27 protein-coding genes are annotated in these 23,912 nt (G+C 56.0%); 18 read left to right on the forward strand and 9 right to left on the reverse strand.

All coding sequences use genetic code 11. The annotated features are described in order from the left end of the window. Nucleotides 1–784: 784 nt before the first annotated feature. Entirely contained in the window at nt 785–3,256 is a 2,472-nt protein-coding gene (locus I2G69_RS12945; RefSeq protein ID WP_195560903.1) for a SpaA isopeptide-forming pilin-related protein, read from the forward strand. A 252-nt stretch (nt 3,257–3,508) separates the two neighbouring features. Here I2G69_RS12945 and thiE read toward each other — a convergent pair whose 3' ends face one another. Genes thiE through thiW form a run of 3 tightly spaced genes read right to left on the reverse strand, consistent with a single transcriptional unit; the run spans nt 3,509 to nt 5,501 of the window. Beyond that, entirely contained in the window at nt 3,509–4,162 is a 654-nt protein-coding gene (gene thiE / locus I2G69_RS12950; protein WP_191395987.1) for a thiamine phosphate synthase, read from the reverse strand. Then, complete coding sequence (gene thiM / locus I2G69_RS12955; protein WP_191405947.1) at nt 4,159–4,998, reverse strand: hydroxyethylthiazole kinase; 840 nt, start codon at nt 4,996–4,998, stop codon at nt 4,159–4,161. Before thiM ends, thiE begins: the two co-directional genes overlap by 4 nt. Further along, nucleotides 4,995–5,501, reverse strand: coding sequence for an energy coupling factor transporter S component ThiW (gene thiW / locus I2G69_RS12960; protein WP_191405946.1), 507 nt, complete (start codon nt 5,499–5,501; stop codon nt 4,995–4,997). Before thiW ends, thiM begins: the two co-directional genes overlap by 4 nt. Nucleotides 5,502–6,198: 697 nt before the next feature. Here thiW and I2G69_RS12965 point away from each other — a divergent pair. Further along, nucleotides 6,199–6,405: a hypothetical protein gene (locus tag I2G69_RS12965; protein WP_087233846.1), complete on the forward strand. Its 207-nt coding sequence runs from the start codon at nt 6,199–6,201 to the stop codon at nt 6,403–6,405. Then, nucleotides 6,402–6,734, forward strand: a complete 333-nt coding sequence (locus I2G69_RS12970) for an RNA polymerase sigma factor (protein WP_191405945.1) — start codon at nt 6,402–6,404, stop codon at nt 6,732–6,734. The genes I2G69_RS12965 and I2G69_RS12970 overlap by 4 nt, the downstream gene beginning before the upstream one ends. An 8-nt stretch (nt 6,735–6,742) precedes the next feature. Here I2G69_RS12970 and I2G69_RS12975 read toward each other — a convergent pair whose 3' ends face one another. After that, the gene (locus I2G69_RS12975) at nt 6,743–7,015 is read right to left on the reverse strand and encodes a Smr/MutS family protein (RefSeq protein ID WP_087233852.1); all 273 of its coding nucleotides are present in this window, start codon (nt 7,013–7,015) and stop codon (nt 6,743–6,745) included. Nucleotides 7,016–7,145: 130 nt separating this feature from the next. Here I2G69_RS12975 and I2G69_RS12980 point away from each other — a divergent pair, with 130 nt between their 5' ends. Together I2G69_RS12980 and I2G69_RS12985 are read left to right on the forward strand one after the other, a co-directional pair. Then, the gene (locus tag I2G69_RS12980) at nt 7,146–7,412 is read left to right on the forward strand and encodes a hypothetical protein (protein ID WP_087233854.1); all 267 of its coding nucleotides are present in this window, start codon (nt 7,146–7,148) and stop codon (nt 7,410–7,412) included. A 3-nt stretch (nt 7,413–7,415) separates the two neighbouring features. Next, entirely contained in the window at nt 7,416–7,682 is a 267-nt protein-coding gene (locus I2G69_RS12985) for a hypothetical protein (protein WP_087233857.1), read from the forward strand. Between the two features lie 90 nt (nt 7,683–7,772). Here the strand turns inward: I2G69_RS12985 and I2G69_RS12990 are convergent, their stop codons facing one another. After that, on the reverse strand, nt 7,773–8,834 hold the full coding sequence (locus I2G69_RS12990; RefSeq protein WP_237966955.1) for an LCP family protein: 1,062 nt from the start codon (nt 8,832–8,834) through the stop codon (nt 7,773–7,775). 202 nt (nt 8,835–9,036) lie between these two features. Beyond that, a complete protein-coding gene (yfbR, locus tag I2G69_RS12995; RefSeq protein WP_191395983.1) occupies nt 9,037–9,687 on the reverse strand; it encodes a 5'-deoxynucleotidase in 651 nt (216 codons plus the stop codon). 470 nt (nt 9,688–10,157) lie between these two features. Between yfbR and I2G69_RS13000 the strand changes: the two genes are divergently transcribed. The 10 genes from I2G69_RS13000 (at nt 10,158) to I2G69_RS13045 (ending at nt 20,237) form a co-directional block, all read left to right on the forward strand. Continuing rightward, entirely contained in the window at nt 10,158–12,638 is a 2,481-nt protein-coding gene (locus I2G69_RS13000) for a YfhO family protein (RefSeq protein WP_195560904.1), read from the forward strand. Continuing rightward, entirely contained in the window at nt 12,635–12,796 is a 162-nt protein-coding gene (locus I2G69_RS13005; RefSeq protein ID WP_172749680.1) for a hypothetical protein, read from the forward strand. The genes I2G69_RS13000 and I2G69_RS13005 overlap by 4 nt, the downstream gene beginning before the upstream one ends. A 3-nt stretch (nt 12,797–12,799) precedes the next feature. Then, the gene (locus I2G69_RS13010; protein WP_195450719.1) at nt 12,800–13,792 is read left to right on the forward strand and encodes a glycosyltransferase family 2 protein; all 993 of its coding nucleotides are present in this window, start codon (nt 12,800–12,802) and stop codon (nt 13,790–13,792) included. 8 nt (nt 13,793–13,800) lie between these two features. After that, on the forward strand, nt 13,801–15,627 hold the full coding sequence (locus tag I2G69_RS13015; protein ID WP_195560905.1) for a MutS-related protein: 1,827 nt from the start codon (nt 13,801–13,803) through the stop codon (nt 15,625–15,627). Nucleotides 15,628–15,760: 133 nt separating this feature from the next. Continuing rightward, nucleotides 15,761–16,024 carry a hypothetical protein gene (locus I2G69_RS13020; protein ID WP_275532233.1) on the forward strand — a complete coding sequence of 88 codons (264 nt, stop codon included), beginning with the start codon at nt 15,761–15,763 and terminating at the stop codon, nt 16,022–16,024. A 71-nt stretch (nt 16,025–16,095) separates the two neighbouring features. Next, the gene (locus tag I2G69_RS13025) at nt 16,096–16,896 is read left to right on the forward strand and encodes a prolipoprotein diacylglyceryl transferase (RefSeq protein ID WP_195560906.1); all 801 of its coding nucleotides are present in this window, start codon (nt 16,096–16,098) and stop codon (nt 16,894–16,896) included. A 155-nt stretch (nt 16,897–17,051) separates the two neighbouring features. Continuing rightward, nucleotides 17,052–17,414, forward strand: coding sequence for an ArsR/SmtB family transcription factor (locus I2G69_RS13030; RefSeq protein ID WP_087233874.1), 363 nt, complete (start codon nt 17,052–17,054; stop codon nt 17,412–17,414). Between the two features lie 23 nt (nt 17,415–17,437). Continuing rightward, entirely contained in the window at nt 17,438–17,656 is a 219-nt protein-coding gene (locus I2G69_RS13035) for a cation transporter (protein WP_087233876.1), read from the forward strand. A 66-nt stretch (nt 17,657–17,722) separates the two neighbouring features. Next, nucleotides 17,723–19,621 carry a heavy metal translocating P-type ATPase gene (locus I2G69_RS13040; RefSeq protein WP_195560907.1) on the forward strand — a complete coding sequence of 633 codons (1,899 nt, stop codon included), beginning with the start codon at nt 17,723–17,725 and terminating at the stop codon, nt 19,619–19,621. 181 nt (nt 19,622–19,802) lie between these two features. After that, a complete protein-coding gene (locus I2G69_RS13045) occupies nt 19,803–20,237 on the forward strand; it encodes a hypothetical protein (protein ID WP_191448867.1) in 435 nt (144 codons plus the stop codon). Between the two features lie 215 nt (nt 20,238–20,452). On the opposite strand, the gene I2G69_RS13050 is transcribed toward I2G69_RS13045, so the two are convergent. Both I2G69_RS13050 and I2G69_RS13055 read right to left on the reverse strand, forming a co-directional pair. Beyond that, complete coding sequence (locus tag I2G69_RS13050) at nt 20,453–21,151, reverse strand: alpha/beta hydrolase (RefSeq protein ID WP_195560908.1); 699 nt, start codon at nt 21,149–21,151, stop codon at nt 20,453–20,455. 109 nt (nt 21,152–21,260) lie between these two features. After that, a complete protein-coding gene (locus I2G69_RS13055) occupies nt 21,261–21,623 on the reverse strand; it encodes a DUF6483 family protein (RefSeq protein WP_191405938.1) in 363 nt (120 codons plus the stop codon). A 175-nt stretch (nt 21,624–21,798) separates the two neighbouring features. Here I2G69_RS13055 and I2G69_RS13060 point away from each other — a divergent pair, with 175 nt between their 5' ends. Beyond that, nucleotides 21,799–22,167 carry a sulfite exporter TauE/SafE family protein gene (locus I2G69_RS13060; RefSeq protein ID WP_087233886.1) on the forward strand — a complete coding sequence of 123 codons (369 nt, stop codon included), beginning with the start codon at nt 21,799–21,801 and terminating at the stop codon, nt 22,165–22,167. Continuing rightward, nucleotides 22,164–22,553 carry a sulfite exporter TauE/SafE family protein gene (locus I2G69_RS13065; RefSeq protein ID WP_195560909.1) on the forward strand — a complete coding sequence of 130 codons (390 nt, stop codon included), beginning with the start codon at nt 22,164–22,166 and terminating at the stop codon, nt 22,551–22,553. Before I2G69_RS13060 ends, I2G69_RS13065 begins: the two co-directional genes overlap by 4 nt. Nucleotides 22,554–22,594: 41 nt before the next feature. Here the strand turns inward: I2G69_RS13065 and I2G69_RS13070 are convergent, their stop codons facing one another. Then, complete coding sequence (locus I2G69_RS13070; protein WP_195560910.1) at nt 22,595–23,368, reverse strand: heparan-alpha-glucosaminide N-acetyltransferase; 774 nt, start codon at nt 23,366–23,368, stop codon at nt 22,595–22,597. A gap of 115 nt (nt 23,369–23,483) precedes the next feature. Here I2G69_RS13070 and I2G69_RS13075 point away from each other — a divergent pair, with 115 nt between their 5' ends. Continuing rightward, nucleotides 23,484–23,867: a thioesterase family protein gene (locus I2G69_RS13075; protein ID WP_191521240.1), complete on the forward strand. Its 384-nt coding sequence runs from the start codon at nt 23,484–23,486 to the stop codon at nt 23,865–23,867. Nucleotides 23,868–23,912: the final 45 nt, after the last annotated feature.

Raw genomic sequence — 23,912 nt, forward strand, 5'->3', positions numbered from 1 at the left:
GCCGGGCCAGAATGCTACAAAGCACTGCACAGTGACGATTGGATAAATGCTTCTAAAGGACACTCCCTTGTGGAGCGGAACACGCCATAATTGCGGTTTGCTTCCGTGGTTGCCGCCGTAGGCGCGTCCTGACCGGAGGTCCGCGAAAGGCACTGCGTGCCCGCCGTAGGCGTGAAAGACGCTGCACGTCCAGTGAAGCACTGTGCAGTGACGATTGGCTAAGTGCTTTTGTAGAAAGGGTTACGAAATAGAAAAAGGTTCTTTCTTAAATAAATGAAATAGCAAGGCCCCTTCCCCGGAATTTTCCGGGGAAGGGGCCTTTTGCATTTTTCTTTTCAATTCGGAGGTGTGATTCGTCTGTAAGAAAATACAAAGGAAACTCGTATGGATGGACTCTTAGAGAAAAGATAGTTTAAAGCAGGTTTATCCGATGAATGGACGATGTTAATATCAACAATTTTGGGTATAATCCCGCCGGAAAATCTTGCTTTTTGTGAACAAATATGATAATATAAAAAACATTCCTAAAGCCGTATCTTAATAAGATTATAAGAATCTTATTAGAATTCCGATGCTTGTTTGCCTCTGCAAGAAACAGCGCGGTGCTTACATTGGCAACCAGCATTTTGAAGGCTGTGGGTGCGATCGGGTGCAGCAAATGGGAGGAGGCGGTATGGCCACGGACACAGCGGTATGCATGCTGTCTGGTGGCGGAGAACGAACCAGGAATTAGGACCCCAGGAAGGGGGCTTCCCAGATATGCTAGAAAGGAGAACAAAATTTTATGAAAAGGAACATGAAAACACGTCTGTTCAGCGGCCTTATCGCATTGTGCATGCTGCTGACATTCCTCCCGACGACAGCGTTTGCAGCAGACGGCGACGTGGCGCAGGTTGGAGATAAGACGTATGCAACGCTGGATCAGGCGGTGGAAGAGGCGCCGGAGGGTTCAACGATCACCCTGCTTCAGGACTGCGAATTGACCAAAGGTTTTAATAAGACGTTGACCTTTACCGGAAATGGTAAAATCACCATTGACCGCCAGCTTACCAGCAACGGCGAAGGTTGGATGTGCTTTGGCCTCAATGACCCCAGCCGCGTTTTGACCTTTGACGGTGCCGGCGTTTCTGTAGAGTGGACGTCGGATGGTACGTCTCCTTGGTTGATGCTGTCCTTGAGCGGCACATTGAATGTCACAAATGGAGCGGAGCTGACCTTTAAGTTTGATAGCCGGACAACCGGCACCCGCAACGCTATTTATATGAATGCTGGATCGGAGATCAATGTGACGGATGGATCGACGTTCCAGATTCTTGGCGTTGGTACGGAGGGCAATGCGGGCCAAGGAATCCAGCTGGATGCAGCGGGCACCGCCAATGTAAATGTCACCGGCGGCAGTAAATTCCTGATTGACGGCACAAACCGCGGTTATGTAAACAGCCCGACGATTTATGTCGAGGATTCGACGTTCGCTATCCAGAATTGTACAAGCAACGCTTCAAATGGCGGTAAATTTACCGCCATCAATTCGCAGATTACCTTTGAGAACAACAACGGCCATGGGCTGTCTGCCAGCAATGTGACCATTGAGAACTCCGTGCTGAACTGCAATAACAATGCCTATTATGGAATTACCTATTCCGGCGATATGACGATGGACGAAACATCGGTCATCAACGCGAACGAAAATGGCTATGGGTATACGGGCGGCGGCCTGCGTGCCTACGGCGTTTCCACCGTGGAAGCAAAAGCGGAAATCAATATCTTGAATAACGTCCGCAACGGCATGGAGAACTACGGAACCTTCAACATTGCAGAAGGCGCGAAGTTTACGGTTACAGGCAACGACGAGCCTTCTACCAACGGCGGCGGTATCTATAACGGCGGCAGGCTGGTTTTGCCCAGCACGGCTGTTATTATGAACAACTCGGCTTATCAGACGGGCGGCGGCATCTGCAATGCCGGAACCGTTACCATCCCTGTTGGCGTAAAGCTGTACAACAACCACGCTGGGGATGCAGGCGACGATCTCCATAACCGCGACGGAGCAACCGCCACTTTGACGGATGTGGGCGATATGTGGGTACTGGACGATTGCGACCACCTCATCGACGGCTGGTACGACGATGCGGAAGGAACGCGCTGGGAAGCCCATGCGGAAACCGAAGATGGAAACCACATCGAAGAATTCACGGATTTCTCCGAAGAAACCGGCTTGGCTACTGTTAGCGGCCTGACCTCTCTCAAAGCAGCCCACGGCAAAGACCCCATCGATAAGACCAGCTTCCCGGGCCTGGATAAGGTCATTGTGACAGAAGAAGGCGACAAGAAAGAGGATACGGCAGCAGCAGGCGATACCGTGGATTTCAAACTGACGTCCAACGTGCCGGATGATCTGCTCAACTACATAAAGCCCGAGGATGCAGAGGATCCGGAAGTAACCAAATCGGAAATTAACACGCTGGCGAACGTGCCTTTGGAAGAGCGCGGCCATTATGAGCTGACATTCCATGACGACATGGATGATGAATTCGAGAATCCCACCAATTTTGTGGTCAAGGTTGGGGATGACGAACTGATTCAGCCTGACCAGTATACGATCAACTACGAACCGGCGCAACATGAAGATGGCACAACCTGCGATTTTGAGATCACCGTGGACCTGGTCAATCTCTACGAGATGGGGGCCATCGACGACGAAGACATCGCAAACGCTACGCCGATCACCGTGACCTATACGGCCACATTGTCCGAGGAAGCAACGGCTGGCAGCTATCAGAACACCGCGTGGGTTACCTATCCGGACGGCGAGACAGAGAAATCCATCGTCAAGGTCAATACATATAAGATCGATGTCTTTAAGTACGACCAGACCAATGAGGAGAAAGGCCTGGAAGGTGCGAAGTTCGAGTTCTACCAGAAAGATGGCGAAGGAAATCCCATCAATGTCGTCGTTGAGCTGACTTCGGACGCGAATGGCCATATTATTCTGGATGGCCTCGATGCCGGCGTCTACTACCTGAAGGAAACAGAAGCGCCCGAGGGTTATGTTTGCAGCAACGAGGAACTGACCATTACCATTCCCGACCAGGCAGATGCGAGCAATGTTGTTACTGTCAAGTTTGCCAACAGCCCGGTTCCGCACACCGGCGGCACGGGTACCATGCTGTTCACCGTTGGCGGTATGGGTATCCTTGCAGCAGCAGGCGCCGTGATGATCGTCCCCCGCAAATTCCGCAAAAAAGAAGAATGCTGATTTACTCCCTTTCAACCGTTTCTGAAGCAGTAGGAACAGAGGATAAAAAAGGTCCCTGCTGCTTCGGCGGCGGGATTGCCGCAAAGGCCAGCGCTGTCCGATAAGCGTTTCAAAAGCGAGGCAATCCCCCAATGGTTATGCGTTGAATCATGATCGAAAAATCTTCATAAAACAGGGAAGCTCCCGTCCTGGATGTTCCAGGGCGGGAGCTTCCTATTTTATAAATCCGTATTTGTAGCCCTTTTCTCCGCATTAGGCGTTTTTGGCGCGTCCAAGTTCTACAAGCTTCTTTGCCATAGCCGCCAATTCCCGCGCGGCTATGCCCGGGGTTGCGCTCGACATAATGGCGGACACCACGGCAATCCCGCTGATCGGGCATCCCTCCAGCACGGACAAGTTGTCCTGTTTGAGCCCTCCAATGGCCACAACCGGGATGTGCACTGCCCGGCAGACCTCGGAGAGGGTCCCCACGCTGGTGGGAATCGCGGCGGCCTTTGTCTGCGTTGGGAAAATGGCCCCCGTCCCCAGGTAATCGGCCCCCTGTTCCTGCGCTTCCAGCGCCTGTGCAACGGTCTTGGCCGTTGCCCCGACGATTTTGCCGGGCCCTAACAGCTTCCTTGCCACGGAGACAGGAAGGTCGCTTTGCCCCACATGTACGCCGTCCGCGTCCACCGCCAGGGCGACATCGATGCGGTCGTCGATCAGAAGCGGCACATGATACCGCTTGGACAATTCCTTGACAGCCAGGGCCTCTTCATAAAATTCCCGGCCATCCTTGTCTTTTTCGCGGAGCTGCAACAGGGTTACCCCGTTTTGCAAAGCTTCTTCGATCACGCGGAGAAACGGTTCCCGTGCGAGGTGGTCGCTGTTGGTGACGAGATAGAGCAGGCAGTCCGATTGGTTCATAGGGATGCTCCTTCCATATGTAGATTCTGCGCGAGCGCTTCCGAGGAAATCGTCGATAAGGCGTCCAGCAAAGCGGCGTGGAATGTTCCGGACCCCCGGCCGCGCGCCCTTGTCTCTGCGGCAGCTTGTTCGCCGCAGATCCCCATGAGGGCAGCCGCTGTGACAGCGGCCTCCAGCGGCTGTCCACCGGCACAGCAGGCCCCCGCCAAAGCGCTGGACATGCAGCCCGTCCCGGTGATTTGCCCCAGCATCGGGTCGCCGTTGGAGAGGAACCAACAGGACTGCCCATCCGATACGATGTCCACCTCGCCCGAGGCGGACGCCACGCAGTGAAAGCGGCGCGCGGCTTCAACGACCCATCGCGCCTGCTGCTTCGCCGTGCTGCGGGTGATCTTGTCATCCGCGGCAACGTCTACGCCGTCCGTGGTGGAATCGCCGCTGCATAGGGCGCGGAGCTCCGAACTGTTGGCCCGGATGATGGAAAATGAGGCGATCCCCGCTAATTCCGCAAAAAATGCGCGGCGCAATGGGCTGCACCCAACCCCGGCGGGGTCGAGCACAATGGGGATACCGGTTTTCCCGGCGGCGCACGCCGAGCGCCGCATAGCTTCCATGCGGGAGGCGCTGATGTTCCCTAGGTTTAAGACCAGGGCTTGGGCGTGGCCGGTGATTTCCGCAGCCTCATCCGGATGTTCGGCCATGATTGGGCGTGCGCCGAGCGCCAAAACCGCGTTGGCGCAGTCGTTGATGGAGATGTGGTTTGTGATACAATGGATCAACGGCGCCGTTTGCCGCAAATTTTTGAGAAGCAGGGCCATGGATTCCATTTGGTTCATTGGTTCGCCATCCTTTGCAGCCGGGTCAACAGCCCGTTTTTGGAAAGTGCGATTAAAAAGAGATACCCGGCAAAGCCACCGATGATCGTGCCTGCCAAGAACGACGGCACATAGGTGAACAAAACAACGCCGTCCATATGATAGAGGAACGCCATCACCGGATACGAGGCCATCGCGCCGATGATGCCGGTCCCGACGATTTCACCCGCCACGGCGGCGAGCATTTTGCCGGTCGCCCGATAGAGCAGCCCGGAGAGCACCGCCCCAAACACCGCGCCTGTGACCGCCAACAGGTTGACGCCCATGAGCCACATGCGCAAAAGGGCGATTAAAATCGCGCAGGCGAGGGCGTACCACGGTCCCAGCAAAACGGCAACAATGACGTTGATAAAATGCTGCATGGGGGCCATGCCGGGGACGCGCAAAATCGGGGATAAGACGACGCCCAGCGCGACCATCATGGCGAGAATGGCCATTTTTTTCACATTTGTTTTGGCTTTCATAGCATGCCATCCTTTTTGATACAGAAAAATAGGACACGCTGGCGGCATGTCCCTTTGAAAAGATTACCTGGCAAAAATCCCTAAAAGGCCGGTTTTCCTGCGGCCTTTCATAAGCCATCCAGACGGAAAGCAAGGGAAATGTGCAAGAACCAGCCCGGCCCTCTGCAAAGGCCGCCGGTCCAAAGTCTGTTTTATGCTAGCATATTTTTCCGAAGCTTGTCAAGAAAAGGGGGCTTGTGTCGTCCGTACAAAGATGCCGCCATAGTATATGCGGCACGGAAATACACGAATCTACGCCTCGAAACTTACGAGGCGCTCTGGCCAATAACCAGTTGGAAGCTCCAAAAGTCCGCTGCGTTGCATCATGCTCTGGAAGGGAGGCAACAAGTGCAAAAAATATAAAAAGCCATTGAAGATTGCTCTTCAATGGCTGGAATATACGGACCTTACCGCCGATCCCGGCAGTATGCATTGGGTATGCATGGCGCTAATTCAAATATATCACGCGAACTTACGATTGTTCTGTCCTGTATAACTGGTATTAGTATATGATAAAAAGGAATCGTTGTCAAGGGGATTTTTAAAATTTTTTAGAAAACATTTGTTCTATTTTGGTTGACTTTTTTCACCTATAGTGTTAGCATAAAATTAAAAAGAATCTTATTAAGATTCAAATGCGTTAAGGAGAAATGTCAATATGGATTACCTTGTATGGGGGGAGGAATACCTGCGGGAGGCGGAACATCTCCGCGAGCGGGTGCGTCTGCTGCGGCGTCAAGCCGCGGACGCGACAGAGGAAAAAGAGGCGGACAAGCTGGAGGGGCGGATACAACTCCTGTATGGGATGTATCTGGACTGCCTCCATGTGGGGAACTACCTGATCAAATGTGGGAGGTTGCGATGAGGAGAAAATCCAATCTGAGCTTAGAACTCTTCGGGGACCGGCTGCCGGCGATGCAGGGAAGCGGCGGCGAACCGGATGCGGAATATCGAAAGATGCTGCGGGCCTTACACGCCGCTATGGAGGGGGAGTTGACCCAGCGGCAGCGGGAATGCATCCAACTGCGGTATTTCGAGCAGATGCGCGTAAATGAAATTGCCGGGCTGCTGGGGCTTACGCCGGGGACGGTATCCGTCCATATCAAAAAGGGGCGGGAGCGCCTGGGGAAGGTCATGCGCTATTCGTTCAGCCGCCTGGAGCCTTCCAATAAGCCGTTGCCGGAGGAAGATTGACCTGCGGCTTATTTGGAATGGGGACGCGCCGGGGGAGAAAGCAGCAGACGGGTTTCACCGGGGTTCAGGCAGAGGATCTTTGCGCGGATGCGTGGATGCTTTAGGCGCTGGCGCACCATATTGCCCAGGGCTTGCCCGCCGTGGTACCCGTGGATTACGATGACCTCGGTCACACTGGCGGGCAGGCGGGACAAAAATTGTTCCAGCTTCCGCTTGGCGTCTGCGGTTGTGAGGCCGTGCAGATTGATTTCCACGGTGGTTTTGCGGGGATTTTGAAGCATATGATCGCGTCCTTATGTGAAAATTTTTCTCAAAAAAGATTCTTTATTGGATTTTATGGGGGTATATGTTAAAAAGAAAGAAAATCCGGAAAGGCCCGATGGGTCGCAAGATGTTAAAGGAGGGAGGACCATGCGGTTCTTAGGCAGGTGGAAAGAACTCTATTGCGGGTGCTCCGATCAGGAAAGCGCCCGTATCTGTGCGCTTTTGGATGCGGCAGGCATCCCATATCGTTACCGGGCGAAATGCGGGCATGCGGGCGCCGCAGCCAGCGGCTGGATGCGCTTTGGCTCCTTTGGAAAATATCCCGCCGGTGTGGTGATGCAATATGTCGATGTCCGCAGGCAGGACCTAGAAATAGCAAAATTTCTTCTGGAACAAGCGGCGAGGGAGGGATAATCAATGCTGTGCTTTTGGCGATGGAAGCAGGTTTACGCCAGCACTTCCACGGTGGACTGCGACCAGGTCTGCAATGCGCTTTCCGAAGCCGGCGTCCGCTATATCCGCAAGGGAAAAACAGGCCATCCGGTGTTCTTTTTGGGTGGGGACACCGGCGCGCGCATGATGGCAAGCGCTATGATGGAAACTCCGGAGCATTCGACCATGTACTATATCTATGTACGGCGGAAGGACGAAGGAAGGGCCAACTATTTGCTATACCGCCGTTGACCGTGCGCATCGGCGGGAGGGGCTTTCCGGAAAAAGAAAAGGATTTGGAAGACAACCGTTTTCCAAATCCTTTTTGTTATGCATAGCGGGTTAATCGGAGGATTTCCCCGGGACATCGCCCTCAAAGATAAACTCAACCAGGCTTTCCGAGCACTGCTCACGGTATGGAACCAATACAGACCCCACATCTACGCGGGTGGCATAGTATTCGTCATCCCCCGGAACGCGGTGTTCTTCCATCGAATAGTTCATATAGGTGAGCGCATTTGCCGCAAGGAAAAATACCTCGTCCTTTGTCATATTGGTCTGGACCAGGCCCAGGCAATCGTACAGCGCTTTGTTGATCGTCCCAATATTGGAATTTTTAAACTTGTTCACCAAGCTGGTCAATACATTGCGCTGGCGCTGCGTGCGCTCGAAGTCGTCGCCGATCGCGCGGATACGGGAGTAGTAATGCGCCTGCTTGCCAGTGAGATTATGGGTACCCTCGGTCAGGTTGCGGCTTGGATCGCCGGAATACTGGTTGATCAGCCGGGCCTCCGCCGCTGTCAGCGTGATCTCCACGCCGCCGAGGTTGTCGATGATCTGGTCGAACGCCGAGTTATCGATCAGCACAAAGCGGTCGATATCCACGCCGAAATTGGCTTCGATGGTGGAGACGGCCAGTTGCCCGCCCCCCGCTGCGCCGTTCTGTTGATACCCCAGAGGGTAGGCGGCGTTCAGCTTATTGCTGCCATGGTAGGGGATGGCCACATACAGGTCGCGCATGAAGCTGGTCAGCTTCAATTTTTTGTGGCGGGTGTCGATAGAAACCATCATCATGCTGTCGCTGCGGCCCACATCGTTCGCTTGGTAATCATCCACGCCGAGCAACAGGATGTTGGTGATGGCATCGTCGTGGTACAGCCCACCCAACAAGTTGGGATCGCCCAATGTCTCGTCTGTGGAAGACGTGTCTTCATCGCTGCTGGAGACAGGGCTGGAACTGCTGGAAGGGGGCGCCAGCGAACTCAATTCCGTATAACCGATTTGGCTCAACAGCATGTCCGCATAGACGAGGCCGCTGCCAAATACCACCAACACCAGGCTCAAAAGCAAAACAGCAATGTTGCGGATCAGACGGATCCGCTTTTTTTTCTTATCTTGATTCACAGTATCATTCCTTAAAGCAACGGCCAAGCGGCTGTGCGAAAAATTTTTCGAAAAAAGGCGCATTAACTCGTATATTATACTGGTTTTGCAAGGAGATATAATTTTAAATAAGAAATTAAATATTTGTTAATCCCTGTATCAAATGGCATTTCAAATTTCCCTCCCTTGAGAAGGCTTGGAAAGGGGGATATGAGGGATTCCGCTATCCCCGGCCCTCTCCGCCCGTTCCCGGCTTGTCAGGGAAGGGACCCTTCGCGTGCAATTGGCCGGGCTGGGTTTCGTCGAGCGTCAGGGAATAGGCCGGGAGGAATTCGTCGAGGAAACAATCGGCCTCCGGCAGATGCAGGCCACGCACCGCTTTCCAGAGGCTTTCCTCCGCCTTGAGGAAATCTGTATTCCCCATGCGCCGCTCCTCCAAGCATTTGATGAGCGCCGAGAGCTTGTCCGCCGCCTTGACCAGCTTGTGCAGCTCGGCGTCCGATTCGCTGTCCCCGCCCAGCAGGGGCGCATAGGAATCCTGCAAATCGCTTGGAAGAAGGGAGAGCAGGGTCTGTTCCGCCGCCTTCTCCACCGCGCCGTAGGCGCCGCGGATGTCGGGGTTATAATATTTGACCGGCGTGGGGAGATCCCCCGTCAGCGTCTCCGGCGCATCGTGGAATAGCGCCAGTACAGCGGCCCGCTCGGGCTGGACGTGCCCGCCGAAGCGTACGTTGCGCAGGGTGGCCAGCGCATGGGCTAAGACCGCGGTCTCAAAGCTATGCTCGCTCAGATTTTCCTGTCGTGTGTTTCGCATCAGCCCCCAACGGTCGATATATTTCATGCGCGAAAGCATGGCGAAAAATTCGGATGGCATTTCCTCTATACCTCCAATACCACTGAAGGGCGCAGAATCTTTCAGATCCTTCCCAAAAATAGTCAGAAATTGGAAGAATTGAAAAAAGCCGCGCCGGTCAAATGTTTTTCTATAAGAATCAGATGATAGGCGGCCAGCCAGACCGCCGTGCGCGTTGGCCTCTTTTTGTGGCTCTGGCGGGCTCGCCCATTTTTTTGCTTGTTTTCCATGGGGCTGTGCTATAGTATAATAGGTCTGGTTTTTTATGGATGGAATTGGCAGGCAGAACGCTTCCTGTTCGATAAACCACGGCGGCGCGTTTCCCACAAAGATCGGCCGGAGTCCACGCTTCATCCACTTTTCCGGTCCATGGGCCGGTTTCCAGGCTTGTGGCTTTGCCCCATACGCATTATAATAATAGCATCTTGCGGGAAAAAATACCACGGTAAATGACGAAACAACGAAAAAGATAACGAAAGTCAGGTGATTCTGTGACGCGGCTGCGTTTTCCGGAAAAAGCTTCCAGCAATTATTGGAGGGCGTTCCTTTATGGGATCGGCATTGCCCTTGTGTTCTTTTTGCCCTTCATCATTTGGGATAACGGCTATTTTTTGTTCTATGGCGATTTCAATGTGCAGCAGGTGCCGTTCTACCAGATGTGCCACGACGCCATCCGCAGCGGCAACATTGGCTGGAGCTGGACCACCGATCTCGGCGCGAATTTTATCGGTTCCTATACCTTCTATCTGCTGGGAAGCCCGTTCTTCTGGCTGACGCTCCCGTTTCCCAGCGAGGCGGTACCATACCTGATGGGGCCGCTGTTGATCTTGAAATTTGGCTGCGCGTCTTTGACGGGATTTATCTACTTAAAGCGCTATGTCCGTACGCCGGACTATGCGGTCCTGGGCGGGCTGCTCTATGCGTTCTCCGGCTTTTCGGTGTACAATATCTTCTTCAACCACTTTCACGAGGCCATCATCGTTTTCCCGCTGCTCCTGTGGTCGCTGGATGAATACATGGCCACTAAGCGGCGCGGCGTGTTCGCTTTGCTGGTTTTTGCCAGCTGTTTTATGAACTATTATTTCTTCGTGGGACAGGTAGTATTCTGTGTGATTTACTTTTTCCTGCGGCTGGCCGTCAAGGATTGGCGCATTGGCCTGCGGGATTTCGCGCTGCTGGCCTGTGAAGCGGTGCTTGGCCTGCTGTGTTCCTGCGTGCTGCTGATCCCGACGGTGCTCTGCGTGATCCAGAACCCGCGCATCGACAACCCGCCGAACGGGTGGAGCGCGCTGCTCTATAGCTGGAACCAGCGGTATGTGCACATCCTGGAGTGCTTTTTCTTCCCGCCGGACATCCCGGCGCGCCCCAATTTTACCCCGGATTCCGAGGCAAAATGGGCGTCCCTGGGCGCGTGGCTGCCGCTGTTCAGCATGACAGGCGTGTTCGCCACCATGCAGGCGCGGCGCAAAAGCTGGGTCAAAACCCTGCTGCCCATCCTGTTCTTGATGGCGTTTGTGCCGGTTTTGAATTCCGCCTTCCAGATGTTTAATTCCGGTTACTATGCCCGCTGGTTCTACATGCTCACCCTGATGATGTCGCTGGCGACCGTGACCGCGCTGGAAAATCCGCGCGCCGACTGGAAGCGGGCGATCAAATGGACGCTCGGTTTTACCTTGGGCATCGCGCTTCCAATCGGCCTGATGGTCCAGACAGGCGCCAATGGCGACGGGGAGACCGTCTCCATCGGTCTGGAAGCGTATCCCTCGCGCTTTTGGGCGTATGTGGCGATCGCCCTGCTCAGCCTGCTGCTGCTCACCTTTTTAATGAAGGACTACCCGCTGCGCCGGCTCCGGCAGGAGCTTTCCAAGCGGAAGGGACGGTTCTTCTTCCCGCGGCGGTTCAACGGGGAGCGGACAAAGCGCTTTGTGCGGTACTGCATGTGCGGCGTGGCGGTCATCACGGTGGTATATTCCCTGTATTTTATCACGCTCGGCAAGACGCAGAGCAGCGACAATCACATCCATATGATCCCCTATTCGCTCAACGGCGGGAAAGACCTGGGGATTGACACGAGCGATTGCCGGATCGACGTGTATGACGGCATGGACAACCAGGCGATGTTTTTCCAGATGCCCACCATCCAGGCGTTCCACAGCATTGTGCCCGGCTCGGTGATGGAATTTTATCCCACGATCGGCATCCAACGCGACGTGGCGACCCGCCCGGACGTCAAATATTACGGCCTGCGCGGGCTGACTTCCTGCCGCTGGCTGCTGGACCCCACCACGAGCGGCGGTACATTCGAGCAGGACGGGGAACCGCAGATGCCCGGTTGGGAGTATGTCGGTACGCGCAACGGCTTTGATATCTGGGAAAACCAGTATTTCATCCCCATGGGTTTCTGCTACGACAGTTACATCACCCGCGAGGAATACGACCAGGTGCCCGAGGACGACCGCAATTTGCTGCTCCTCAAGACCATGGTACTGGACGACGAGCAGGCCCTGCGCTATGGGGACATCCTGAACCATTTTGAGGGCCTCAATTCGGTCTCTTACACGGAATCCGGCTATTTTGCCGACTGCCTGGCGCGCCGCAGCATGTCCTGCTCCAGCTTTGAACGGGACAACAGCGGCTTTACCGCAACGATCCAAGCGGATAAGGACCGGCTGGTCTTTTTCAGCGTCCCGTATGAGAGCGGATGGAGCGCCACCGTCAACGGCGAACCGGCGCAGATCGAGCAGGTGAACGTCGGCTTTATGGCGGTGCGCGTGCCTGCGGGAGAGAACACCATCCGGTTTGACTATGAGACGCCGGGCCTCAAATTGGGGGCCTGCGTGACGGTGGGGGCATTCCTGCTGCTGGGCGTATACTGGCTGGTCACGCGCCGGTACGACCACGCACACCCGCCCAAGCGCCGCACGTTCCGGGTGAAAGAACCTTCGGTCGAAAAAGGAGAGGATGTCGGATGAACCAGATCCGTTTGTTGCTGTTGGGCATTTCCACCATTCTATTTGGGATTGCCCTCATTCTTGCCATCCCCGGCTCCCCCGCCATCGGCGTGATTATTGCGACCCTTGGCTTGATCTTTTCGCTGGCTGGGGCGTCTGGGCGAAAGGAGGAGAAATAAGCCATGCATGAGAATCCAAAGACGCATATCCCGACGGTCTATCTGGTGGTGCCCTGCTACAATGAAGAGGAGGTGCTCCCGGAGACCGTCAAACGCCTGACGGCAAAGCTGCAACAGATGCAGCAGGCGGGCCTGGCCGGGGAAAAGAGCCGCATGCTGTTCGTGGACGACGGGAGCAAAGACCGCACCTGGGAGCTCATCTCCGCCTTCAGCGCCCAGAACCCGCTGGTCACGGGGCTGAAACTGGCGCACAACCGCGGCCATCAGAATGCGCTGCTGGCCGGGCTGATGGAGGCGAAGGACCGCGCGGACTGCGCCATCAGCCTGGACGCAGACCTACAGGACGACATCGAAGTGCTGGACGAGTTTGTGCAGAAATTCCTGGAGGGATGCGATGTGGTCTACGGCGTGCGAAAAAAGCGCGAGACCGATACCTTCTTCAAGCGCACAACCGCCCAGGGCTTTTATAAAGTCATGCGCATCCTGGGGGTGGAGACGGTCTATAACCATGCGGACTACCGCCTGATGAGCCAACGGGCGCTCGACGCGCTTTCCGAATACCGCGAGGTCAATCTTTTCCTGCGGGGCATCGTCCCGCTGATCGGATACCGCAGCGACTACGTCTATTACGACCGGCATGAGCGGTTTGCCGGCGAATCGAAATACCCGCTGAAAAAGATGATCTCCTTTGCGCTGGACGGCATCACGTCGTTCAGCGTCAAGCCGCTCAAAATCATCTCCAATTTGGGCATCCTGGTCAGTGTGCTGAGCGTCGGCGGATTGATCTACGCCCTGATCTCCTATTTCACGGGGAATGCCGTGGCGGGATGGACCGCGACCGTCTCCTCCATCTGGCTGCTGGGGGGCATCCAGCTGCTGTGCATCGGCGTGGTGGGCGGCTATGTCGGCAAGATCTATAGCGAGGTCAAGGCGCGCCCCCGCTACCGCATCGAGGAGAAGACGGGCGGGGACGAACCCGGCCAACCGCGGAAATAGGTGCGCCTATGGAAAAGAAACCTTTGGATTTTTATCAGGAGCTTTCCCAGGACTGTACAGCGGCGCTGGAACAGGACCGGAAAGAGTATAACCGCTGTTCGTTTCTCCGGGGCGTGGCCATGCTCTGTATCATTGGGGCGTGCGTCGCCGGGTATGTGCAGAACCAGCCGCTGTTTTATGGCGCCGGTGCGCTGGCATTGCTTGCATTTGTGTGGTTGATCGGCCGGCACAGCCGCATTGTGGAGCGGCAAACGCACCATACCGCCCTGCGGAATGTCGCAAAGGCGTACCTCGACCGCAGCGGCGACGGTTGGAAGGCTTCCCCGGTGGACGGCGCCGCCTACTTGTCGGAGGATTACCCGCCGGGGCGGGACCTCGACCTCTTTGGCAAGGACTCCCTGTATCAATACATCTGCGCCGCGAGCACGCCGTTTGGCCGGGACTGCCTGGCGGATTGGCTCAAGCGCGGGTGCGGCGGCCTGCCGGAATGGAACAGCCGCCGGGAAGCGGTGGAAGAATTGGCGGAGAAGCAACATTTCTCCGCGGAATATCAAGCGTTCGCGCTGCCGGAACGGGACGCTAAAAAGGGGACCACCAGCGACGTTTGGGACCGCTTCCTCCATACGGAAGGGCGGCGGCCTGTTTTCCGGGGGCTTTTGCTTTGGGTCCTTCCCGTTTTGACATGGCTGTGCCTGTTTTCCGCCCTGCTGGGATTCTATCCGCAGATTGGGCAAATCGGCTTCAGTTGCCTGGCGCTGGTGCAGCTGGGGACGGCCCTCCTGTGCTTAAAAGGGCATAACCAGCAGTTCGGGCCGGTGTACCGGTTCCATAAGATGGTTTTGCCCTACCGGAAACTGGCCGCCCGTTTTGCGCAGGAGACCTTTAAAAGCGGCTATTTGCGGGATTTGCAGGACCGCCTACAGCAAAACGGCGGGGCGCAGCAGGCGCTCAAAGAGCTGGAGCAGATTTCCGGCTCGATCGCCGCGCGGCACAACGGCCTGGCGCTGCTTCTCTACAATGCGCTGTTCCTCTATGACTTTCACTGCGCCAAACGGCTATATGCCTGGAAGGAGGCCTACGGCCCCTACATCCAGGGATGGTTGGAGGCGCTTGGGGAGGTGGAAGCGCTCCTCAGCCTGGGGGTGCTGTCCCAGGTGAAAGCGGTCCATACGTTTCCGGAATTGCGGGACGCCGCGCAGCCCTTTCTGGATGCGCAGGACCTGCGCCATCCGTTGATCCCCGAGGAGCGGGCGGCCGGCAACGATTTTTCCCTGCGGCAGCGGACCTGCATCATCACCGGGTCGAACATGTCCGGAAAGACGACCTTCCTGCGCACCGTTGGGACCAATCTGATCCTGGCCTTTGCCGGGGGAGCGGTGGCAGCAAAGCGCTTTTGCGCCTCGCCCATGGCGGTGTGCACCTCCATCCGCGTGGAGGACAGCGTCAGCGAGGGGATTTCCAGTTTCTATGCGGAGCTGCTCCGCGTCAAAACGATCATCGACCGCAGCCAGTCGGCCGCGCCCATGATCGCCTTGATCGACGAAATCTACCGGGGCACCAATTCGCGGGACCGCATCATCGGCGCGAGGGAGACCATCCGCAGGCTGGCGCGGCCGAACGTCCTGACCCTGGTGACGACCCACGACTTTGAGCTGTGCGATTTGGAGAACGATCCCCGCACGCCCGCGGTGAATTACCACTTTACCGAGCACTATTCCGGCCGGGAGATCCGGTTTGACTACCGAATCCGGCCCGGGCGCTGCCGGACCACCAACGCGCAGCACCTGCTGCGGCTGGTGGGAATCCTGCCGGAGGAAGGCGAAGGCTTCCAATAGAGGCTGGGAAATTGCATAAAAATTTTCCTGAGTTGAGGTGAAAATAATTGAATCTCCTTGACAGAAAAAGCAAATCGTGTAGAATACAGCTCAAGGAGGGAGAATTATAAATAATAATTCAAAAGGTTTATCCATTGCGGCTCTAGTTTGCGGTATTTTGGGAATCATTGGTTCCTTCATCCCGATTGTATGCTATGTGACGTTTATTCTGGCGATCCTTGGCATTGTCTTTGGCGTAAAAGCGCGTAAGACGGCCTTGCCGGGAGAGACGGGCCTTGCTACGGCTGGCTTGGTGCTGGGCATCATCGGAACCGTATTTGGCGCGTTGGGTGTGATCTGTGTCATTTGCGCGCTGGGTGTGGTTGGCGCAGCAGGCGCAGCGGGCGCACTGGGATAACCGACATTTAAAACAGAAAATGCAAGCATTGCATTCTTGCGATGCTTGCATCTTTTTTTGGAGAGATTGCCTTGATTCCTACATTTGAACTTTTTGGAAAGACCTTCGGGATTTATCCCGTCTTAGCGCTCGTGGGCATTTTCACAGCGGGGATTTATGCCCGCCGCCAGGCGCGGAAAAAGGGCCTGGATGAAAATGATATGATTATGGTGTTGCTGGTGTCTGCGGTTGGGGTATTGCTGGGTGGGCATCTGCTGTATGGGTTGGTCAATGTGCTGAGCGCGCCAGGGTCCGCCCCAAATTTGCTAGCCAGCGATTCCCCAAAGGCATTTTTTGAGAACGCTTATATCTTGTTTGGCGGTTCGGTCTTCTATGGCGGGCTGCTGGGGGGGATCTTTGCCGGCGCACTGTATGTCCGGAAAAAGGGGTTTGCGCTGCCCGAGTGGGCTGACCTCTTGGCCCCGGCCATCCCGCTGTTCCATTTTTTTGGACGGATTGGTTGCTTTTTAGGGGGCTGCTGCTATGGCGTCCCTTGCAGCTTTGGGTTTACCTATACGCACAACCTGATCGAGCAGGCCAACGGGGTGAGCCGGTTCCCCATCCAGCTAGTAGAGGCGGCGTTCAATTTGGCGCTGTTTTTCCTGCTGTGGACCTTACAAAAGAAAGGAAAATTCCAGGGGAAGCGGCTCGTCCTGTATCTCCTCTGCTATTCGGTTGGCCGGTTTGTTTTTGAATTTGGCCGGGGGGATACTTACCGCGGCATCTGGTTTGGCCTATCCACCTCGCAGTACATCAGCGTCGGATTGTTTTTGGTTGCCGTTGTTTTTTTGCTTTATCAGCGGTTTACAGGCCGGGCAACACAGAAGCTGTAGAAAAGCCCAAAAAAGAAGATTCTACTGAACAACTTGCTGCCTATGCAAATGGGCGGCAAGTTTTTTTTGCAGGCCCATAAGAACAGGGTTGACTTTTCAAAGTACTTGTATATAATAATATATGAACAACAGCTCATATGAAAGAGTGTGATAACATGACAGACCAAAACGGTGTGGAGCGCTGTGAATTTATCCATGCGCACGAGGACATTGTGGAGAAGGTCACACGGGATATGCCGGACGACGAGATCCTGTATGATCTGGCCGAACTGTTCAAAATCTTCGGCGACTCCACCCGCATTAAGATCCTGTACGTTTTGTTTGAATCGGAGATGTGCGTCTGCGACATTGCACAGCTGCTGAATATGACGCAGTCCGCCATTTCCCATCAGCTGCGCGCGCTCAAGCAGAGTAAGCTGGTGAAATACCGCCGGGAGGGGAAGACGGTCTTCTATTCCCTGGCGGACGGCCATGTCCGGACGATCATCGACCAGGGCATGGAGCACGTGGCAGAATAACAACTTTTAAGGAGGATTTTTCCATGAAAAAGCGCTTTCAATTGACGGACCTTGATTGTGCAAACTGTGCCCGCAAGATGGAGGACGCCATCAAAAAGATCGACGGCGTCAACGATGCGAACGTCAGCTTTTTGACGCAGAAGATGATGGTGGATGCCGACGACGCCCGTTTTGACGCCATCATGCAGGAAGTCGTCAAGGTCTGCAAACGCGTGGAGCCGGATTGCGTCATCAACCTCTAAGTGTGCGTCCCTTTTTCGCAACTCGGTCGGCGAAATCACTTCATTTTTGATGCAGGAGGGATTTCTATGAGCAAGAAACAGAAAAAGACCCTGGTTCGCATTATCCTCAGCGCGGTCCTTTTGGTGGCCGCGGCACTCATTCCGGTGGACGGAATCGTGAAATTGGTTCTATTCCTCATCCCGTACGCTGTCATCGGCTGGGATGTGCTTTGGAAGGCCATCCGCAACATTGCGCATGGCCAGGTGTTCGATGAAAACTTCCTGATGGCGATCGCCACCGTGGGCGCCTTTGCCCTTGGGGAATACCCGGAGGGCGTTGCCGTAATGCTCTTCTATCAGGTGGGCGAGCTGTTCCAGAGCTATGCCGTGGGGCGTTCGCGCCAGTCGATCGCTGCTTTGATGGATATCCGCCCGGACTATGCCAACATTGAGCAGGATGGGAAGCTGGTCCAGGTGGACCCGGAGGATGTGGCGGTCGGCGATACGATCGTCATCAAGGCGGGCGAAAAGATCCCGCTGGACGGCGTGGTGTTGGAGGGCAGCTCCGCCGTGGATACGGCGGCGCTCACCGGCGAATCGCTGCCGCGCGATGTGAACCCCGGGGACGATGTGGTCAGCGGCTGCATCAATCAGAGCGGCCTGCTGAAGGTGCGCGTGACAAAGGTGTTCGGCGAATCCACAGTGGCGAAGATCCTCGACCTGGTGGAGAATTCGAGCAGCAAAAAGGCGCGCGCGGAGAACTTTATCACGCGCTTTGCGCGGTACTACACCCCGGTCGTCGTGATCGGAGCCGTGCTGTTGGCGGTGTTGCCGCCGCTGCTCTTCGGGGGCGATTGGAGCGATTGGTTGCAACGCGCATTGATCTTCCTGGTGATTTCTTGCCCGTGCGCGCTGGTCATCTCGGTGCCGCTCAGCTTTTTCGGTGGGATCGGCGGGGCCTCCAAGCAGGGCATTCTGGTCAAGGGCAGCAACTATTTGGAGGCGTTGGCCAAGACCGAGACGGTGGTGTTTGACAAGACCGGTACCCTGACAAAGGGGACCTTCCAGGTCACGGCCGTACACCCGGACCGCATCAGCGAAGGCGAGCTTTTGGAGCTTGCCGCGATGGCGGAGAGCTATTCCGAGCATCCGATTTCCCGTTCCTTGCGCGAGGCGTACCAGAAGCCAGTGGACGCCTCCCGCGTGACCGACGTGGAGGAGATTTCCGGCCACGGCGTGCGCGCGAAGGTCGATGGGCATGATGTATATGCCGGAAACGGCAAATGGATGGATCGGATTGGGGTGAGCTGGCGCAACTGCCACCGCACCGGCACGGTGGTGCATGTGGCGGTTGACGGCGAATATGCAGGCCATATTGTGATCTCGGACGCGGTCAAGCCGGATGCAGCTGCGGCCATTGAAGCGCTCAAGCGCGAGGGGGTCAAAAAGACCGTGATGCTCACCGGCGACGTCAAGGCGGTCGGCGAGGCTGTGGCAAGGGAGATCGGCATCGATGAGGTGCATGCGGAGCTCTTGCCGGGCGATAAGGTCGATCAGGTGGAACGCCTCCTGAAGAATACCAGCGGCAAGGGGAAGCTCGCCTTCGTGGGCGATGGCATCAACGATGCGCCGGTGCTTTCCCGCGCGGATATCGGCATCGCCATGGGCGGACTCGGTTCCGATGCGGCGATCGAGGCCGCGGACATTGTATTGATGGACGACAAGCCGTCGAAATTGGCGGTGGCGGTCCGGATTTCCCGCAAAACGCTGCGCATTGTGCGGCAGAACATCGTATTTGCCCTGGGCATCAAGCTGCTGTTTTTGGCCTTGGGCGCCTTCGGCATGGCCAACATGTGGGAGGCCGTGTTCGCAGACGTCGGCGTCTCCGTGCTGGCTATCCTGAACGCGTCGCGCGCTCTGCGCACCTCCGGGCAGGAGGTGCCGGAGCCGTCCGTCCCAGTGGCGCTCCAAGAAGGCAACGGATAAGAAATCCTCTTTTTAATAGGCAAAGACGCCGGTTTTCCGTTTGGGAGAATCCGGCGTCTTTGCTTTTAAAAGGGAACATGCCTGCCATGCGCCCATTTCGATATAGCGCCCGTGCAAGATTTATGTTATCATACGGTGGGAAGACAGCGCCAAAAGGCGAGAGGAACATGGAGGGAATTGTATGGATGACAAGATCCGCTACTGGTTTCAGGGATTCGAACAAGGCGTCGCCGCGTTGGGAACATCCCAACAGGAAGCGCTGTTTCACGAATGTGGGAAAAATTGCGTACAGCAGGGCACTTTGGAGTTTTATCAGTCGCTCTACCGGACGGCGGAAGGCAACCTCGACCGCTTTTTTGAGGCGGTCAACGACACCCCTGGCTTGCGGGGCGAGGTGATGGAACCGGATACGGTCTACCTCCTTGCCTTTGCGCAATGCTCTTGCCCGCTTGTTACAGAGGGATATGTGCGGTCGCCGTGGCTGTGCGAGTGCTCCAGGCAAAGCGTTCTATACGTTTTGCGGACGCTCTGGCCGGAAAAGCGCTTTGAAGTGACCCTGTGCGGCACGATCCTGCGCGGCGCACAGGAGTGTGCCTGTAGGATTACTGTGCAATAAGTGCCCGCCGCCCTGCGGAGGGACGAACCTGGATAAAGAAAAAAGCAGCGGAGAATGGTTTTCGGCCTTTCTCCGCTGCTTTTGTTGTGTAAAGCCCCCGAAATGGAATCCCCAAAAAATACAACCGTCTGGGAAACCAGACTACTGCATAGGGCGGTTCTCATGCGCCCGCCAGACGGCATTTCCTGGAATTGCACCAGACGTTCCGCTGCGGTTTAAAAGCTTTGACCGCAAAGCCAGTCGATTGCCCGCAGGAAGCGCTCGGGAATCGCGCGGAAATGGCCGCCGGGATTCCACTCCAGGGTGCAGGAAACGCCATGGCCTTTCAAAAGCTGGTGGATTTCGCGGGTGCAATCCCCCACGCGGGCCATGCGCGGGTTCCGGGCCTTTTCCTCCGCCGTGCCAAGGGAGAGGTAGACCCGCCGGACGGCCGGGTTTAACGGATGTGACCGGAAGTATTCGGCCGCGCCGTCGTACCAGAGGGAGCCGGAGAGACAGCCGATCTGCCCAAACGCCCCGCACTGCGTGGCGCTCCAGAGGGCGTGCAAGCCGCCGAGCGAGTAGCCCACCAGCGTTGTACGGGCGGGGTCTGCTGTGACGGGCAGGGCCTTGCGCGCTTCCGGCAGGAGCGTTTTTGTCAAAAATTGCAGATAGGCCCCGCCCTCCCCGGAAAAGGCGGGCGCTTTTTGCGAGAGCGCAGGCGCTGGCCAAGGCGTATATTCCCGGTCGCGGTCCATGGGAGGGACGGCCAGGAACACGCAGTTTTGCTGTTTTATATGCGCGAAGATGGCTTCAAAGTCCGCGGCGGGCATGTCGCCATCGTTGGAGAGTATCAGGGAAAAGCCGCCCGGCGGGATTTCCCCTTCCGGTACGGACAGAGGGCAGTCGCGCCCTGCCAGTAAAATGCTTTTCATCGGTTTCCCTCCCGAAAAAATGAGGTATCCGGTTGGCTAGGGATGCCTACGCGGACACTGAGAATGGGACGTTCTTTTGCTTGCAAGCTTCCTCGGCCGTGGAACGGCTTTATTCCAGCTGAATCCCGAAGAGCTTTGTCGCGGCGTGCAGGCCCTCTTCGATCTCCTGCCGGGAATAGTTGTGTGCTTCCAAATAGGCGTCGTCAAACTGGTTCAAGCGGGAGTAAAAGGCCAGAGCCAGCTCCAGCATCGGTAAGCGCGCGGGGTCCAGCTCCTCATAGAGCCGGTTTTCCGCCTCGTTGATCTTGCCCTCGTCCAACATGCGGATCAATTCGATGTAGAGCTGGTCCGAATCCGAAAGCTTTTCCTTTTCCACGATTTCATAATCCGGCTTGTCCTTCCCAAACAGGAGACGCGCCAAAATCACGCCGATCATTTCAATCTGACGTAAAATCCAATCCTGCTGAAACATATTGCATCCCCTCTTTTCCATTTCATCATAGCATAATGCCCCCGGTGGGGCAAGATAGGATGAATGATTTGTATAAATAACAAATAATAATACGATTTGTATAACAAATGCCGGTATAAAACGATACCAACCTTCCAATGCTAACAGGAGATTTTAGGCAGAGGGAGGCAGGAAGATGGAAAAATTGCGCGGCCTGAAGAAATTTACCCCGGCGCTAATCGGCACGCTCTGCGGTATGCTGAACGGACTGTTTGGCGCGGGGGGAGGGATTGCCGCCGTGCCGCTGCTCAAGGCGTCGGGTATCCCGCTCAAGAAGGCGCACGCGACCTCCCTGGCGGTCATCCTGCCGGTTTCCATCGTCAGCGCGATCCTGTACCTGGCCAACGGGACCATCCGGTTTTCCGATGCATGGCCATATTTACCAGGCGGGCTCCTTGGTGCGATCCTGGGCGCGCTGCTAATGGAGAAGATCCCGGATAAGCTCCTGCGCAAGGCGTTCGGGGCCTTCATGATCTATGCAGCCGTGCGGCTGCTTCTGCGATGAGCGGGTGGCTGGTCGCGGGGATCGCAAGCCTGATCGCGGGGTTTGTCAGCGCGCTTGGGCTGGGCGGCGGCGGGATCCTCGTGCTCTATCTGACCTTGTTCCTCGGGATGGAGCAGATGCAGGCGGGCGGCATCAACCTGATCTTTTTCTTGCCCCTTGCCGCAGTCTCGATCTACATCCACATGAAGCACCGTCTGATCGACTACAAATTCGCCCTGAAATGCGCGCCGTTTGGCGTGGTGGGCGCGTTCTTGGGCGTATGGCTTGCAAATGCCCTGCATCCGGTATGGATCAGCAAGGGATTTGCCGTATTTGTGCTGATCCTGGGCATACGGGAACTGTTTTCCAAGGGAAAGAAGGAGGAAGACGGGCCGGACAAAAAATAACTGCCCCGTGCGGTTCGCACAGGGCAGCGTATGAATGGTTTTTAAGAGACGCTGGACAGGATCATGGTGACCAGCCAGGAAATGCCGTAGATCACCGGCTGATGCACCACGTAGATCACCAGCGCGTGGCGGCCCAGCCAGGAGAGGAAGGGCACGCGGGAGCGGTAGGCAAAAGCGGGGAAACGCCCCTCGACCGCGAGGCGGCCGATGCTTGTTCCGGCAAAAAAGACGAAAATCCACGGCAAAAGCGGGAAATAGTCTGCGGAGAAAAAGTTGGGGCTGTGGAAGCCCAGGGGCGCGAGCCAATCCGTGGCATAGAGCACATCGGGGAGCGGGATGCAGATGGGGCCGATGCCGAGCAGACGGCTGCCCACCTGCCGGGTACATAGGTAGAGAAGCGCGCAAAGGATGGTGGGAATCCAGGTGAACGGGCGTTTCCTGCGCAAATGCGGCTGGATCAGCCCGAATAAAATCATGCAGATTGCGAGGAAATGCAGGATGCCAAATAGAATGCGCTCCGCCGGGACTACCAGCCACGTGACCAATGTGACCACCGCCGCAATCCCCGCCAGCTTCAGGCCGCGCAGCAGGTTGGAATGCGAGAGGTTGGAGGAGATGCCGGCGATCAAAATAAAGAGGCCGGCAAACCAGGGTTCTGCGGGCATGAAAAAGTTGAGCAGGGCTTTGCCAAACTCCAAGTTAAATAGATAGGCGAGCGTATAGAAGGCATGATAGAATACCATGCAGAACACGGCAAAGCCGCGCAGCTCGTCCATCAGATGAATGCGCTTCGTTGCACGCTCCGTTTGTTCCATATTCGTCGCTCCTTTGTGAAAATGGGAAACGGAAGAACTTCCTTCCGAAGGGAATGTCTGCTATAATAAGACGGCAAACTCATCAGAATTATAACAGGAATAGGAGGCAAATACAATGGATAAGACTTTGACAAAGGAATATGTAGTGAAGCCGGAGATGCTGGCAACCGCCGTGGGAAGCGGCAGTGTGGAGGTTTTGGCTACGCCGATGGTAGCTGCATTTTTAGAGGGCGCCGCAGCAGAGCTGGCGCAGAAAGAGCTTCAGGAGGGCTGGACCACCGTGGGAAGCCAAATCACCATCGAGCACCTTTGCCCCACCGTGACGGGCGTGAAGGTGGAGGCGACCGCAACATTGACCGAAGTGGACGGGCGTATGTACCGCTTTACGCTGGAAGCCAGGGACAATGCGGGCGTGATTGCGCGCGGCACCCACGAGCGCGTCAGCGTGGAAAAGGAGCGCTTTTTCGCAAAGGCGCAGGCACGCAGCCAGTCCAACTAAACGGTGTTTTATGCACAGCGCGGAGATGTCCCATCCGGCGAATGA

The sequence above is a fragment of the Anaeromassilibacillus sp. D41t1_190614_C2 genome (genome assembly GCF_015558525.1).
GTDB lineage: Bacteria > Bacillota > Clostridia > Oscillospirales > Acutalibacteraceae > Anaeromassilibacillus > Anaeromassilibacillus stercoravium.